Here is a 15,412-nt window from a genome sequence, read left to right on the forward strand (position 1 = left end):
CGCACATCACTTAAGAGCATCTCGGGCCGCCAGCGCGGCAACGTTCAGGATACCCACGTCTCGGAAGCGCTGCTTCTGGAGGGTGGTTTCCGCTTATTGGAGGCTAGATTTCATGTCCGCACCCCTGTCCCGCTTGATCCTGCTGAGCGCCGCCGTGAGTCTTGCCACGCTCTCCAACCCGGCCAGTGCCCAGGCCTATTCCGGCCCCAAAGTCACCCTCACCTTTCTGCACGGCTTTACCGGTGCAGACCGCCCAGTAATGGAAGGGCTGATCAAGAAGTACAACGACACCCACCCCAACGTGCAGGTGCGCGGTCAGGCACAGCCCTGGGGCACTACCTGGCAGCAGCTCCCGACGCTGGTCGCTTCGGGCAAGGCCCCTGACGTCGTGGTGATCAACGAAGATCAGATCACCGGCTTCGTGGCGCGCGGTGCAGTGTCTCCGCTCACCCCGGCTGAGCTGAAGGCGGCGGGCATCAACAAAACCAATTTCTTCGGTCCGCTGTTTGCCACGGCGGATTACAAGAATCAGGCCTACGGAGTGCCGATCTCCAGCGTCGCCTACGTGATGTTCTATAACAAGGACCTGATGAAAAAGGCGGGGCTGGACCCCAGCAAGCCGCCGCGTACCCGTGCCGAATTCCTGAAAGCTGCCCTGGCCTGCACCGTGGACAAGAGTGGCAAGAAGGCGGGCGAGGCGGGCTTTGATCCCAAGAATCTCGACACCTGGGGCGTCAGCCTGTACAACAACTGGGTCGGCTCGCGGGCGGCCTACGCGGCCATTCTCCAGAACGGCGGCCAGCTGGTTGACAAGGATCAGAACGCAGCCTTCAACTCGCCGCAGGCCGTCAGCGCCGTGCAGTTCTTGGTCGATCTGGTGCAAAAACAGCATGTGGCCCGTCCCAACAGCACCGAGGAAGCTGAGCTGGCGGCTTTCAGCCAGGGCAAGGTGTGCATGTTCCCCAGCGGTCAGTGGTACCTCGACCGCTTCGAGACCCAGAAGATGAACTTCGGGGTGACCTTCTTTCCGCGCGTGGGCGGGAGCGTCAAGGACGCCGCCTGGGGCGGCTCCAGCCACCTGACGTTGCCCAAGCAGCCGTCCGGTTACGACGCCAACAAACGCAAGGCTGCGCTGGACTTCATGGCCTGGATAAGCCAGCCTGCCCAGAACCTGACCTGGACGAGCACCGGCAGTCTGCCCACCCAGGGCGCCGTCGCCCAGAACCCCGCCTTTGAAAAAACCTCCATCAGCGGCATCTTCGACCGCTTGGGAAGCGTCTACGCCACCAGCGGCTATCCCTGGGTCGGCCAGGTGATGGGGCCGTTCGATCAAGCGTGGGAGGCCGCATATCTGGGCAAGAAGACTGTTTCACAGGCCCTGAGCGACGGTGTGAAGGAATCTAACAAGCAGATCGAGCAGGCCCGAAAGAACTTCCAGTAATGTCGGTCCGGTAGTGCCATTGGCGGCCCGGTCCCTTCTCCTCTGGTCTTCCGAGGTGAGGCGGGCCGGGCCGCTCTCGTCAGGTTCGTTTACCCCCACACGCGAGGTACTTTGCCATGACCGTGACCCAGGCGCATCCCCGCACCGACACCGCCCCGGCCCCCAGGCCGCGTCGCCGCCTCGTGCTGGAACCCTACCTGTATCTGCTGCCTCACGCGCTGTTGTTTTTCCTGTTCACGGTGTATCCCATCGGCTATGGCCTCTACATCAGCGTGCACCGCTGGGATCTGCTCAATCCGGTCAAAGCGTTCGTGGGAAGCGAGTTTTACCGCAACCTGTTTACGCCCGGCACTCCGCAGGCCGATTTCTTCTGGCACACCTTGTGGAACACCACCTTTTTCACCATCGTCAGCGTGCCGCTGCTGCTCGCGGCGGCGCTGGGATTGGCGTTGCTGCTGCACCGGCCCATCTTCGGGCGGGCGTTTTTCCGGGCGGTGTTCTTCATGCCCGGCATCCTGACGGTCTCGGTGATGGGCATCTTGTGGCGCTGGATGTTCGACAACCAGATCGGCCTGGTCAACGCTGCGCGGGACGTGCTGCTGAATGCCCAGCCCATCCCCTGGCTCTCCACCGAGGGACTGGCCTGGGTCCCGATTGTGGTCGGCACCGTGTGGTGGACACTGGGCTTCAACATGACGCTGTACCTGGCCGCGCTGGGCAACGTGCCACTGAGTTTGTACGAGGCCGCCTCGCTCGACGGCGCGACGCCGTGGCAGAGTTTCCGCTTCATCACCCTGCCGCTGCTGGCCCCAGTCACGCTGTTCGTCTTCGTCACCACCGCACTGGCCTCGTTCCAGCTGTTCGGGCAGTCTCTGGTGATCACTGGCGGCGGGCCGAGCCGCTCGACCCAGAGCGTCATTCAGTACATCACCGAAGAGGGGTTCTCCAACTCGCAGTACTCCAGCGCCACCGCGATGGGCTTTGCCTTCGGGCTGATCATGCTGATCTTCACCGCCGGGCAGTTCAGCATCATGGCGCGTGACGTGAAGGGGAACTGACCATGACGAATCTCGCTCCTCCCCCTGTCCAGTCCGTACGCCGCCGCCGGATGCCGCGCGATCTTCCACGTTTCGTGCTGCTGTGCGTGCTGTCGGTAATTTTCCTGGCGCCGGTGTACTGGATGCTCTCCACCTCACTCAAGTCCGAGGCCGACGCCATCTCTCTGCCGGTGCAGTGGATTCCCACGCATCCGACCTTCGACAACTACCGCGAAATCCTGACCTCCCCCGACGGCAATATCCTGCGCTGGACCGGCAACTCGCTGTATGTGGCGCTGGCCTTTACCGTGCTGCATGTCGCTCTGTGTGCCCTGACCGCCTACCCGCTGGCCCGCATGCGCTTTCCGGGGCGCAACGGCTGGTTCTGGCTGATCTTGTCGAGCATGATGATTCCCGGCATCGTTACCTTGATTCCCACCTACATCATGATGCTCAACTTCGGCTGGATCAATTCGTACCACGCCCTGATCTGGCCGGGGCTGAGCGGTGTTTTCGGGGTCTTTTTGTTGCGCCAGTTCTTTGTCGGCATTCCGCGCGAACTGGAAGAGGCCGCGCGACTTGACGGCGCAAATAGTCTGCTGATCCTCTGGCGGATCATTCTGCCGCTGAGTATTCCGGCACTGGCGACCCTGGCGGTGTTCGCCTTCATGGGATCGTGGAACAACTTTTTGTGGCCGCTGTACACCGTCACCGACGTGGACAAGATGACGCTGCCGGTGGGCATCACAACGTTCTCGCAGCGTTACGTGACCGAGTACGGCAAGTTGATGGCAGCCACCACCCTCGCGGCGGTCCCCGCGCTGATCGCCTACCTGATCGCGCAGCGTTTTCTGGAAGCGGGCCTGTCCACCACCGGCCTCAAGGAGTAGCGATGCTGCGTTCACGACTTCTGCTGAGTCTCACTGTTTTGCTGTTTTCCACACCGTCCCAGGCGGGGGGAGGCGGTCCGCCGCCGACTGGAAGGGCCACCACTGCCACCTTCCGCAATCCGGTCCTTGACGAGAACTTCCCCGACCCCTTCATCCTGCACATCGGCCGCACCTACCACGCCTACGCCACCAACAGTGCCAACGCCAATGTGCCGCACGCCGTCAGCCGTGATCTGGTCCACTGGGAGATCCAGGGCGACGCCATGCCGGTGCTGCCGCCGTGGGTCCGGGGCGGACGCACCTGGGCCCCCGAGGTCAGCCAGGTCGGAACGACCTTCGTGTTGTACTTCACGGCCCAGGACGATGCCAGTGGCCGGCAGTGCGTCGGCGCGGCGACGGCGACCTCCCCGGCGGGACCGTTCAGAGACCTGTCCACCAAGGCGCTGGTCTGCCAGCTCGGTGAGGGCGGCAGCATCGATGCCAGCCCCTTTCAGGACGCCGACGGGAAGCGCTACTTGCTGTGGAAGAACGACGGCAACTGCTGCAACCAGGCGACCAATCTCTATGTGCAGCTGCTCAGTGCCGACGGCCTGAAATTGACTGGCAAGGCCAGCACCCTGATCCAGAATTTCCAGCTCTGGGAAGGCAACGTGATCGAGGCCCCCACGCTTCACCGGGCGGGCGGCGTGTATTACCTGCTGTACTCCGCCGGGCCGTACGACAGTGACCGGTATGCGGTGGGCTACGCCACGGCCCCGCGCGTGACCGGCCCTTACAAGAAGGCTGCGGAAAATCCGATTCTGGTCAGCAAAGGGGAAGTGGCTGGGCCGGGCCACCAGACGGTGGTGACCGACGGTGCGGGCCGCACCTGGCTGGCTTACCACGCCTGGACGGCTGGGCGGACCTCGGACGCCGTGGGGGGCTACCGCAGCTTGCGCCTGGACCCGGTGACCTTCTCGGGTGGCAGGGTCAAGGTGGCAGGACCGACCCTGACACCGCAGCGGGCACCCACGCCGTGAGCCGCCCGTCTGTGTCCAGTGCCCTGCCGTCCGGTCCCCTGTACCCCGGCGACTTTGCCGATCCTTTCGTAATGCAGGCGGGCGGCACGTATTACGCTTACGGCACCGGCCTGCACGGCGAGGTGGGGGGACGGGCCTTTGAAGTGCTGTCCTCGCCGGACCTGCTGAACTGGACTTCGCACGGCGGCGTGCTGGAGCCGCTGGGACCGGAGCGCCTGGATTACTGGGCACCGGAGGTCGCGCTCCAGAATCAGACGTTTTACCTGTATTACTCGGCAGGTCACGGCGATCAGGGCCACCACCTGAGGGTCGCAGCAGCGACGCATCCGCTCGGCCCATTTAAAGATTTGGGCCTGAACCTGACGCCAAGCGAGCCGTTCGCCATCGATCCCCATCCCTTCCAGGCCCCGGACGGAACGTGGTGGCTATATTACGCGCGCGACGATCTGGACGGTGAGCGGCCCGGTACTGTGCTGGCGGTGGCCCCGCTGCACGACATGACCCGGTTGGGCGAGGCGCGGACCATTCTGCGGGCCAGCGGCGACTGGCAACGCTATCAGCAAGACCGCCCGATGTACGGCGGCGTCCACGACTGGCACACCCTGGAAGGTCCCTTCGTGCTGTGGCGAAACGGACAGTTTCACCTGCTGTATTCGGGTGGAGCCTGGATTAACGAGACCTACGGGGTTGGACATGCGGTGGCCGATCACCCGCTCGGTCCCTGGACCGAACCCGTTGAAGGCGCGAATGTCCTGCGGACGGCTGGAACGCTGATCGGCCCCGGCCACGCCAGCGTCACTGCGCTCAATGGTCAGGACATCCTGGTGTTCCACGCCTGGGACGCTCAGCACACCCGCAGGCAACTACATGCCGCTCCCCTGCGCTGGGAGGATGGGCGACCCAGCGTATCGGTGCCTTGACAGCGAGTGGGCAAGCGGTGCCAGCAGGTGGGAGCGCCGACACGCCCCAATGCGCCCACCTCACCGGCCCTCGAAACGATCCCAGACCTGTCGTCTGATTCGGCGGACACGTCTTGTCAGAACCATGCCACCGGACGAGCGCTATACAGAGTTGGTGCCTCCTCACCAGAGGGTCTGAAATGAGCAGAATAGGTAGAGTCGTAAGGGAATCTCCGACGACTCTTACCCGAACTGCAAAAAACTTGAAGCTCAGCTGGCCGAAGTGCTCGCTGAACTTCAGGAGATCCCGAACCTGGCGGACGCTAATCACCAGCAGGTGATCTCCACGACACGCTGCAACAACGTTATTAGGCATTAGGCAGCGGACGGGCCTCTACGGGAGGAGTGGCGTCCCTATGAGCGTTCGTTCACGACGAAAATGCCGCTCTGCTTAAGACGGGGGTCCGTTATGCCAGCAGCGAATATCGACAGGCTCTGGAGCGCCTCCAGACACTTCAGAGTCTGAGCCGAAGGGGACAAGGCGGTGATGGGGAGCTTCTTTACCACCCTCAAGCTGAGGCTTAATCTTCATTGAGCACAGGGAACCCGCACTGACACACGAGACCCGGTCTTCGAATGGATTGAGATTTTTGACAATCGCTAGCGTCGCCATTCCAGCCTGAGGTACTGCTCATCTGCTCGATTTAAGGAATACCGCTCCGCCCTGAATTGATGCTCCACCCAAGTTTCGCAATATCAGAAGCAGTATGACAGACGGACGTGGAGTGTCGTTGTGCTTGGCCTGCGAATCCTGGTGCGATCGATCAGCCGAGAACCTGATGACGATGACAAGGAGGTGCTGATCCTGCTCAAGTTCTTAGAGCTGTCTCACACGGCTTGAGAAAACTGTCGGAAACTGAGGAATCTCTTCGCCAACAAAGTCGATTGGGGCGACGATACGGAACAGGTTCCAGCACATTTTCGCAAAATCGGAATCTCAGCGGGCGTACAGCTCGTTGGCGTTATGCCACAGGATGCGCTCGGCGGCCCACTGGCTCTCGGCGGAACTCAGGTCGCCGTCCTCGACCGTCTGCCGCAGAGCCTGTCCCAGACTGCGCCGCGCCCAGCGGGCGGCCAGCCAGTAAAGCTCAGGTGTGCGCTGGGCGTCACTGCTGATCAATACCTTGCTGACCGGCGAGAGGTGCAGCGCTTCACGGAACGCCCCGCGCATAGACGCCACGCTGGTGTAGGGAACGGTCAGGCCCAGGTCCAGATGCACGCCCCGGTAGACGCTTGCCAGATACCCTGCCTCGCGCACATACGGGTAGCAGTGCAGCAGCACCACCTTCAAGTCCGCGAGTTCGGGTCGCTCGATCACGCTGCGCAGGTGCAGCGGATTGGCCAGCCGCATATCAAGGTCCGGGTCGCCGTAGCCGGTGTGAAACTGCACCGGTAACCTGAGTTCGGCGGCGATACGGAGTCCGAGCAGCAGGGCCGCGTCGAGCAGCGATTTTTCATTAAGCTGCCCACCCTCACGCCTGGCCCGCTCGAAGCTGCGCTCCTGCTCTGGTACGCTGCTCGACGCGATGTCCAGACCGGTGCGGTAGGCGATGATGCTCTTGAACCCGGCGGCGCTCTGCCCCGCTTCTCGCAGAATACCGTCCAGAGCGCTCAGCAGTGATTCTGACGTGTCGTGGTGCGCCAGCAGCTTCTCGAGTTCGTTCTCGATGCGCACCACCCGCCGAACCGGCAGCGGCAAGCGCGCCCGGCTTTCCTCGACGCTCCACAGCCGCTCAGGCCAGAAGCCGTCGTCGATCAGCAGGTGTTGAATATTGGCCTGGCTTAGCAGTTCGGCGCACAGCTCGGCGTAATCGTGGCGCAGGCGCGTGTCGGTGATCGCCTCGGCGGTCGGCTCGCAGCCGTAGAGTTCGCCCAGATCGCGCATGCTGCGCCGAAAAAATAGCGTGTCCTGGGCGAAGCGCTGCTGAATGACCGGATCGTAAGCTTCGGTAAAGTAGGCCCCTAACGGGGCGGCTCGCCACAGCGCTTCGTGGTACAGGGCGTGAGCGTGGTGATCGTAGAAGGGAATGTGTTCGAGGGTGTCCATGTCGTTACCTTTCGGCGCCATACCGTTCGGCTCAGTACCGTTCAGCCAGGAGCCGCACTTCTTCGGGAAGGCCCAGGTCTTTGAGGGCCGCCCACTCGGCACGGCGCACCGCCAGAAAGGTCCTGGCCCGCTCGCTTCCCAGGGCGCTGAGCAGCACCTCGTCTTGTTCCAGGGCAGCAATGGCCCCGGCCAGCGACGACGGCAGCGCTTCAATGCCCAGCGCCGAGCGCTTCTGATCGCTCAGCCGTCCGGGATCGAAGTCCGCTTCCGGCGGGAGCGGCAGGTCGCGCTCCAGGCCGTCGAGGCCGACGGCGATCAGTGCTCCGAGCGCCAGATACGGATTGGCGCTGGCGTCGGCCGCCTTGAGTTCAAACCGGCTCGCGCCCGCTGTTCCCCGGCTGACCCGCACGGCGGCTTCGCGGTTGGCGTAGCCCCAGCTGCGGTACGCTCCGGCCCAGGCGTGCGGGCGAATGCGGCGGTAGGAATTGACACTGGGAATGCTCAGCGCACACAGCGCCGGGAGGTGGACCAGCACGCCCGCGATAAAAGCCTGCCCCAGCGCCGAGAGACCGCTGCTGTGTGCGGCATCTCCGGTGACGTTGCGCTCTCCTTGCCACAAGCTGAGGTTGATATGGCAGCCACTCCCCGCCGCGTGCTCAAAGACCTTGGGCAAAAAGCTGGCGACGTGCCCGTGTTGCAACGCCACGCCACGCACCGTTTCGCGGAAGATCAGCTGGTTGTCAACGCTGCCCAGCGCGTCGGTGTAGCGCACCGCGAGTTCCTGCTGGCCCGGCCCGGCTTCGGGGTAATACACTTCCGGCTCCAGCCCCTGGGCTTCGAGGGCCGAGGTCAGGTCGTGAATGAAGGCGCGGTGCAGGTTCATGCTGCCAGTGGCAGCGTACACGCTGCGGTCGGCGGGTTCGAGTCCGCCCCCGACGCGGCGCAGCAGATAAAACTCGTTCTCGAAGGCCGACTGCACCGCGAGGCCGCGCCCGGCAAGCCGCTCGATCTGCTGGCGCAAAAAGTCGCGTGGACAGTGCGCCCAGGGCTTACCACCGATCATCAAATCGCCGATGACCTGCGCCTCGCCGGGCGCAAAGGGCAGGTCTCGCAGGGTAGACCAGTCGGGGATCAGCTGCGCTTCGCCGACCGGGCCGAGACCGGAGTCCGGCACCACGTTGTCTTCCATCACCGGAATCGCCAGTTGGGCCTGAGAAATTGCCACCGAGACGCTGCCGCCGGGCCTCACCCGCACCGCCCGCGCCCGGATGACGTTGGCGTTGTCGCACCACAGCACCCGCAGGTAGCGCACGCCGGACGCGTCGAGATCACTGAGCTGGCTCATGCGTTGCCCAGCGGCAGCTCGCCGCCTTCCTTGAGTTCCTGAAGCACGATGCAGGTCTCGGCGCGTTCGATGGCCTGCTGCTGGGTCGAAAGGCGGTGTAGAAAGTCGCGCAGCGCCACATGATCCCTCACGGCCACCTTGATGATGGCGTCGCTGCTGCCGGTGACGGTGTAGCACTCCAGGATTTCCGGCAGCGCCTGAATGCAGCGCTGCAATTCCGCCAGATTGTCGGGCTGAAGGTTGCCCCGGAACGTCACCTTGAGAATGCACAGCAAATCGAGGCCGAGCTTGCTGCGGTCGAGCACCGCCGTCACTTTCTTGATGTACCCGCCCTGGCGCAGGTGCTTGAGCCGCTTGTGGACCCCGGTGGCCGAGAGCCCCACTCGCTGGGCGAGGTCGGCGTGGCTGGTCGAGGCGTCGTCTTGCAGCAGGGTCAGCAGGGTGCGGTCGATTTCGTCGAGCTGAGATGACACTGGCCTAGACAACATCATTTTCTCAATCCCCCTTTCGGATGTATGAAATTCTCTCAGATTGACGATACAGTAAATTTGAGTTACTCTCCAATCGAGTCCGGTGAATTCTCCTCTACTCGGGAGAATATCTGCCGTGCCGCCCTTTACGGGTGCCAGGAGCTGCCTATGACCGCATCCACCACAGATGAAGTTCGGCACATTACCGTTGACGGCCAGTATCAGGTGTATACCCGGCGGGTCGGCCACGGCCCGATCACGCTGCTGCTGCTGCACGGCGGCCCCGGCTGCACCCACGAATATTTCGAGAGTTTCGAGGCGTTTCTCTCGCCGCACGAGTACACCTTCTACTATTACGATCAGCTCGGCTCGTTTTATTCGGATCAGCCCGACGATCCCAGTTTGTGGACGGTGGAGCGCTTCCGGGAAGAAGTCGAGCAGGTGCGCTCGGTGCTCGGTCTGGAGTCGTTTTACCTATTCGGCAATTCCTGGGGCGGCATGCTGGCCATTGAGTACGCCCTCAAGTACCCGCAGCACCTGCGCGGCCTGATCGTCAGCAACATGACGGCCAGCATCGCCTCGTACACCGAGTACATCAACGAGCTGCGCGGGCGGATGGCCCCTGAAGAAGTGGCGACCATGAAGCGTCACGAGGCGGCAGGCACACTCGGAGACCCGGGATACCAGATTCTCCTGACGCGGCTCTACGAGCAGCATATCTGCAGGGTGGTGCCGTGGCCCGAGCCGGTGCAGCGGATGTTCGGCCACCTGGCCGAGCCGGTCTACAACACCATGCAGGGGCCAAACGAATTTGTCGTGACCGGCAACTTCAAGGACTGGAACCGCTGGGACGATCTGCAAGGCATCCACGTACCGACGCTGCTGTCGGTGGGCCGCCACGACACCATGCGCCCCGCCGACATCGAAGAAATGGGCCGCCGGATGCCAAACAGCCGGGTGTCGATCTGCGAGAACGGCAGTCACCTGAGCATGTGGGACGATCAGGACACCTATTTCACGGCGCTCAAGACCTTCCTTGGCGACGTTGAGTCCGGGCAGTTTGCGCCCTTGTCCGAGTGAATGTCCGGGCTGAATGCCGCCCTCCTTGCTGCTTTGAGGTTGAGTGAGGTCCACCGTGAACGCTGACGCTCCAAGCCTGTCCAGGTCACAACTCAAGCCCCGCAACGCATCGTCGGCCGCCTGGGGGCGCTTCCGCCGGCAGCCGGGCGCAGTGGTGGGACTGCTGATCACTGCCCTGCTGATTGTCATTTGTGTCTTCGCACCCTGGCTGGCCCCCCATGATCCGGCGGTGCAGTACCCGAATGGCCTCTCGGAACTCGGCGCACCGCTGCCGCCGACCCACATGTTCTGGTTCGGCACCGACGCGCTGGGCCGCGACCTCTACAGCCGCCTGATCTTCGGCACCCGCACCTCGCTGCTGATCGCGGTGCTCTCCAATCTGATCGCCACTTCTATTGCGCTGGTCCTCGGCACGCTGGCCGGGTACTTCGGTGGGCTGGCCGACACCCTGATCATGCGGCTCACCGACGTGCTGATCAGCTTCCCAGTGTTGCTCCTGGCCGCGTTTCTGGCCGCCGTGCTGCGTCCCGGCATCGGCGTGATCATCGCGGTGATCGGCGGGGTGGGGTGGTTTTATCTGGCGCGGGTGATTCGGGCCGAGCTGCTCTCGGTGCGGCGGCGTGAGTACGTCGAGGCGGCCCGTGCTCTGGGAGCCAGCGACGCCCGCATTATTTTCCGGCATGCCCTGCCGCAGATTCTCGGTCAGGTGCTGGTCTACAGCACCCTGAATTTCTCGACCACCGTGCTGTTCGTCGCGGCCCTCTCGTACGTCGGCATCGGGGTGCAGCCGCCAACGCCCGACTGGGGCAACATGATCGCGGACGGTTCGCAGTACCTGACGGTCAGTCCCTGGCTGGTCATTTTCCCCGGCATCTTCCTGGGCCTCTCGGTGCTGAGTTTCAATTTGCTCGGTGACGGCCTGCGAGACGCGCTCGATGTTAAGAGCGGAAAGAAGGCGATCTGAATGCTGACGTTTCTGATGCGCCGTGTGGCCTGGAGCGTGGTGGTGCTGCTGTTCGCCTCGCTGCTGACCTTTTTCATCGGCTACAAGGTTCCGGCCAACCCGGCCCGGATGATCGCTGGCCCCAACGCCACCGCAGAGACGGTCCGCAGCATCTCGCACCAGCTCGGCCTCGATCAGCCGTTCTACGTGCAGTACGGGCGCTTCCTCGGCCACGCGGCTCAGGGCGATCTGGGCCGCTCGTACAAGACTGAGCAGCAGGTGCTGCCCACTATCTTGCAGCGCTTTCCCTACACCCTGGCTTTGGCGCTGGGCGGGCTGGCCTTCGAGGTGTTGATCGGCGCATCGGTGGGTCTCTTGGCGGCGGGCACCAAACTGCGGGCCGTGGACGGGCTGGCGAGCACCTTCGTGCTGCTGACCCTGGCAGTGCCGTCGTTCTGGCTGGGCATCATCCTTCTCTACGTGTTCGGCTTCAAGTATCCGATCTTGCCGCTCGGCGGGGCGGAAGCCGGGCCGATCAGTCTGCTGCTCCCGGCCCTGACGCTGGGGCTCTCGGGGGCCGGGTACTACGCCCGGATGGGCCGGGCCAGCTTGCTCGAAGTGATGGGTGAGGATTACATCCGCACTGCCCGCGCCAAGGGCGTCTCGCCGGGCCGGGTGATGCTCAAGCACGCCTTCAAGAACGCCCTGCGCCCGTTGATCACCATGACGGCGCTCGACCTCGGGGTGCTGCTCGGCGGCGCGCTGATTATCGAGCAGGTTTTTGGCTGGCCCGGCATCGGCACGCTGGCGTGGCAGGCGGTGCAGAACATCGATCTGCCGATGATCATGGGCACGGTGTTGTTTTCCGCGCTGTGCATCGTTGTGGCGAACATCCTCGTGGACGTGGTGTACAGCTGGGTCGACCCGCGCATCACGGTCTAACGGCCGCTCAGCCTTCCCCACTCGAAAGGAGTTTCCATGATTAAGACCGCTGTTCTGTCTGCCCTCGGCCTGAGCCTTTCTCTATCGTTGGGTTCCGCGCTGGCGGCCAGCACCGTTACGGTGAGTTACCCGTCGGATTTCCAGAGTCTCGACCCAGCCATCGGCTACGACGTTCAGAACTGGCCGGTGGAGCACGCCCTGTTCGTCACGCTGCTGACCTACGACAAGGGCACCAACCTGAGGCCCTGGGCCGCCACCGATCTGGGCCAGATCAGCAAGGACAACAAGACCTACACCTTCCATCTCAGGAAGGGCATTGCGTTTCAGGACGGCGAGCCGACCGACGCCGCTGCTTTCAAGTACGCCTTCGAGCGGGTACTCGACCCCAAGACCAAGTCGCCGCAAGGCGGAACCGGCGGTTGGTTCGGCAATCTGGTGGGGGCCGCCGACTTCGTGAGCGGCAAGGCCAAGAACGTTAGCGGCATCAAGGTGATTGACCCCTCCACCATCCAGTTTCAGCTGATCAAGCCCGACCGCACCTTCCTCAACGTGTTGGCCACTCCGTTCGCCTCGGCGGTACCTCGCAAGGCCGTGGAAAAGTGGGGCAGCGATTTCTCACACCATGTGGTTGCCAACGGTCCGTTTCTGCTCGACTCGTGGGTGCCCGGACAGAAAGTGGTGCTGGTCAAGAATCCCACTTATTTCGACAAGGCGAACGCCGCTCAGATCGACCGCATCGAGTTCTCGCTGGGCCTCAGCGAACAGGTGGCCCTGCTGCGTGCCCAGCGCGGTCAGGTGGACGTGCTCGGGAACGGCATTCCCTCGGCGCAGTTTGCCGCCGTCACCTCCAACCCGCAGTACAAGTCTTACGTCAAGAGCCTGGTGCAGGTCGGCACCGAGTACGTGTTCATGAACACCCAGAAGGCTCCCTTCAACAACAAACTGGTGCGCCAGGCGGTCAGCCTCGCCATCGACAAGGCCCGCATGGTGCAGCTCGTCAACGGACGCGGCAAGACCACCGGGCAGATTCTGCCGCCCGGGATGCCCGGCTACGACGCCTCCATTCCGGTCGGCACCCAGGACGTCGCCAAAGCCACGGCGCTCCTCAAACAGGCCGGTTACGTCGCTTCCCAGACGTTGACGCTGATCACCACCGCCGACGAGCCGGGTCCCAAGCTGGCCCAGGCGGTGCAGCAGCAGCTCGCGGCCATCGGGATGAAGGTCGACATCAAGGCGCTGCCGGGGGCCGAGTACATTAACACCATCACCACGCCGGGCGCGACCAGCATCGGCATCTCGGCCTGGTTTCAGGACTACCCCGATCCCTCGGATTTCCTCGACGTGCTGTTCGAGGCGGCCTACATCCAGCCCGGCGGCTTCAACCTCTCGGCTTACAAGAACCCGGCGGTCGATCAGCAACTTCAGGCACTGCGCGGCCAGCCGCTCAAACAGGCGCTGCCCGGTTACCAGAAAGCCCAGAAGCAGATCCTGGCCGATATCCCCTGGGTGCCGCTCTACAACACCGTTCAGTACAACTTCATCAACCCGCGTCTGACCAATACCGACCTGCATCCGGTCTGGAACTACGTGTATCAGGATTGGAAAGTCAAATAAGCCGTTCCTCCAGCCCTCCGCCTGTCTCGTTCTAGGAGTTTTCATGAAACGTATGTTGCTGGGTGCTTTTTCGCTGACCCTTGCCCTCGCCGCCAGCCCTGCCCTCGCCGCCAAGAACGTCACGGTCGCCTACTCGTCGGACATGCACACCCTCGACCCGGCCATCGGCGACGACGTTCAGAACTGGCCGGTGGAGCACGCCCTATTCGTCACGCTGCTGACCTACCGCGACGGCACGACGCTGGTGCCCTGGGCCGCCACCGATTTGGGTCAGGTCAGCAAGGACGGCAAGACCTACACCTTTCACCTCAAGAAAGGCATTGTGTTTCAGGACGGCGAACCGACCGACGCCGCCGCCTTCAAATACGCCATCGAGCGGATTCTGGATCCCAAGAGCAAGTCGCCTCAGAGCGGCAAGGCAGGCTGGTTCGGCAATCTGGTGGGGGCTGCCGACTTCGTGGACGGCAAGGCCAAAGACGTCAGCGGCATCAAGACGCCCGATCCGTACACCATCAGTTTTCAGCTGATCAAGGCTGACCGGACCTTCCTGAACTACCTGGCGACGCCGTTCGGCTCGGCAGTGGACCGCAAGGCCGCCGAGAAGTGGGGCAGCGACTACTCGCACCATGTCGTCGCCAACGGCCCGTTCGTGCTCAAGTCGTGGGTGCCGGGACAGGAAATGGTGCTGGCCAGAAACCCCACCTACTTCGACAAGGCCAATGCCGCCAAGCTTGACGAGGTGCATATTCTGCTGAGCCTCAACGATCAGGTGGCCCTGCTGCGTGCCCAGCGCAGCGGCGTGGACGTGCTCGGCAATGGGGTGCCGACCGCGCAGTTCGCCTCGATCGTGCAGAGTCCCCAGTACAAGAGCTACGTCCATAGCGCGGGGCAGATCGGCGTGGATTACCTCTACATGAACACCCAGAAGGCTCCCTTCGATAACAAGCTGGTGCGCGAGGCGGTCAGCCACGCCATCGACAAGAAGCGCATCCTGCAACTCGTCAACGGGCGCGGCAAGGTCGCCAATCAGGTGATTCCGCTGGGTCTGGCGGGCAACGACCCGACCGTCAAGGACGTGAGCTACGACCCAGCCAAGGCCAAGGCGTTGATGGCCCAGGCGGGCTTCAAGAACGGCGTGAGCACCACCCTGCTGACCCTCACCGACGAGGCGTTTACCAAGATCGCCCAGGCGGTGCAGCAGCAACTTGCCGTGATCGGCATCAAGGCCACCATCAAGTCGCTGCCGCAGGCCGAGTGGATCAACACCATGACCACCCCCGGCACGACGGCCATCGGACTCTCCGGCTGGTTTCAGGCGTATCCGGACGCCTCGGATTTCCTGCCGATTTTGTTCAAGTCCAGCCAGTACGCGCCGGGCAGCTGGAACCTCTCGGGGTACAAGAACAAGGCCGTGGACACGCTGCTCGACCAGGCCCAGGGCGTCAACCTGGGGGCCAGCGTGACGCTTTACCAGAAGGCCCAAAAGATGATTCTGGCGGATTACCCGTGGGTGCCGCTGTACTACCCGGTCGTCTACGACTTCGTCAACCCCAAGATTCAGAATTTCAGCCACCACCCGGTGTGGGGCTTTGTCTATCAGGACTGGAACCTGAAGTAAATCGCAG

13 protein-coding genes are annotated in these 15,412 nt (G+C 63.2%); 10 read left to right on the forward strand and 3 right to left on the reverse strand.

The window, feature by feature from the left end:
• The first annotated feature begins 112 nt into the window (after nt 1-112).
• From GUI70_RS03720 to GUI70_RS03740, 5 genes are all read left to right on the forward strand, one after another.
• A complete protein-coding gene (locus GUI70_RS03720; protein ID WP_161880963.1) occupies nt 113-1,441 on the forward strand; it encodes an ABC transporter substrate-binding protein in 1,329 nt (442 codons plus the stop codon).
• A 116-nt stretch (nt 1,442-1,557) separates the two neighbouring features.
• Entirely contained in the window at nt 1,558-2,499 is a 942-nt protein-coding gene (locus tag GUI70_RS03725; RefSeq protein WP_161880964.1) for a carbohydrate ABC transporter permease, read from the forward strand.
• A gap of 2 nt (nt 2,500-2,501) precedes the next feature.
• Complete coding sequence (locus GUI70_RS03730; protein WP_161880965.1) at nt 2,502-3,368, forward strand: carbohydrate ABC transporter permease; 867 nt, start codon at nt 2,502-2,504, stop codon at nt 3,366-3,368.
• 2 nt (nt 3,369-3,370) lie between these two features.
• On the forward strand, nt 3,371-4,387 hold the full coding sequence (locus tag GUI70_RS03735) for a glycoside hydrolase family 43 protein (protein WP_161880966.1): 1,017 nt from the start codon (nt 3,371-3,373) through the stop codon (nt 4,385-4,387).
• The gene (locus tag GUI70_RS03740) at nt 4,384-5,307 is read left to right on the forward strand and encodes a glycoside hydrolase family 43 protein (protein ID WP_161880967.1); all 924 of its coding nucleotides are present in this window, start codon (nt 4,384-4,386) and stop codon (nt 5,305-5,307) included. The genes GUI70_RS03735 and GUI70_RS03740 overlap by 4 nt, the downstream gene beginning before the upstream one ends.
• A 976-nt stretch (nt 5,308-6,283) precedes the next feature.
• Here GUI70_RS03740 and GUI70_RS03745 read toward each other — a convergent pair.
• The 3 genes from GUI70_RS03745 to GUI70_RS03755 are packed head-to-tail and all read right to left on the reverse strand — an operon-like array spanning nt 6,284 to nt 9,211.
• On the reverse strand, nt 6,284-7,393 hold the full coding sequence (locus GUI70_RS03745) for an amidohydrolase family protein (protein ID WP_161880968.1): 1,110 nt from the start codon (nt 7,391-7,393) through the stop codon (nt 6,284-6,286).
• A 31-nt stretch (nt 7,394-7,424) separates the two neighbouring features.
• Nucleotides 7,425-8,738, reverse strand: a complete 1,314-nt coding sequence (locus GUI70_RS03750; protein WP_161880969.1) for a glutamine synthetase family protein — start codon at nt 8,736-8,738, stop codon at nt 7,425-7,427.
• Complete coding sequence (locus GUI70_RS03755) at nt 8,735-9,211, reverse strand: Lrp/AsnC family transcriptional regulator (protein ID WP_237724677.1); 477 nt, start codon at nt 9,209-9,211, stop codon at nt 8,735-8,737. The genes GUI70_RS03750 and GUI70_RS03755 overlap by 4 nt, the downstream gene beginning before the upstream one ends.
• Nucleotides 9,212-9,376: 165 nt before the next feature.
• Here GUI70_RS03755 and GUI70_RS03760 point away from each other — a divergent pair, with 165 nt between their 5' ends.
• Genes GUI70_RS03760 through GUI70_RS03780 form a run of 5 tightly spaced genes read left to right on the forward strand, consistent with a single transcriptional unit; the run spans nt 9,377 to nt 15,405 of the window.
• Nucleotides 9,377-10,288, forward strand: coding sequence for a proline iminopeptidase-family hydrolase (locus GUI70_RS03760; RefSeq protein WP_161880971.1), 912 nt, complete (start codon nt 9,377-9,379; stop codon nt 10,286-10,288).
• A 55-nt stretch (nt 10,289-10,343) separates the two neighbouring features.
• Nucleotides 10,344-11,252: an ABC transporter permease gene (locus GUI70_RS03765; protein WP_237724678.1), complete on the forward strand. Its 909-nt coding sequence runs from the start codon at nt 10,344-10,346 to the stop codon at nt 11,250-11,252.
• Nucleotides 11,253-12,173: an ABC transporter permease gene (locus GUI70_RS03770; protein WP_161880972.1), complete on the forward strand. Its 921-nt coding sequence runs from the start codon at nt 11,253-11,255 to the stop codon at nt 12,171-12,173.
• Nucleotides 12,174-12,209: 36 nt separating this feature from the next.
• Complete coding sequence (locus GUI70_RS03775; RefSeq protein WP_161880973.1) at nt 12,210-13,787, forward strand: ABC transporter substrate-binding protein; 1,578 nt, start codon at nt 12,210-12,212, stop codon at nt 13,785-13,787.
• 43 nt (nt 13,788-13,830) lie between these two features.
• The gene (locus GUI70_RS03780; RefSeq protein ID WP_161880974.1) at nt 13,831-15,405 is read left to right on the forward strand and encodes an ABC transporter substrate-binding protein; all 1,575 of its coding nucleotides are present in this window, start codon (nt 13,831-13,833) and stop codon (nt 15,403-15,405) included.
• Nucleotides 15,406-15,412 lie beyond the last annotated feature (7 nt).

The sequence above is a fragment of the Deinococcus alpinitundrae genome (assembly GCF_009982895.1).
GTDB classification, from domain to species: Bacteria; Deinococcota; Deinococci; order Deinococcales; family Deinococcaceae; genus Deinococcus; species Deinococcus alpinitundrae.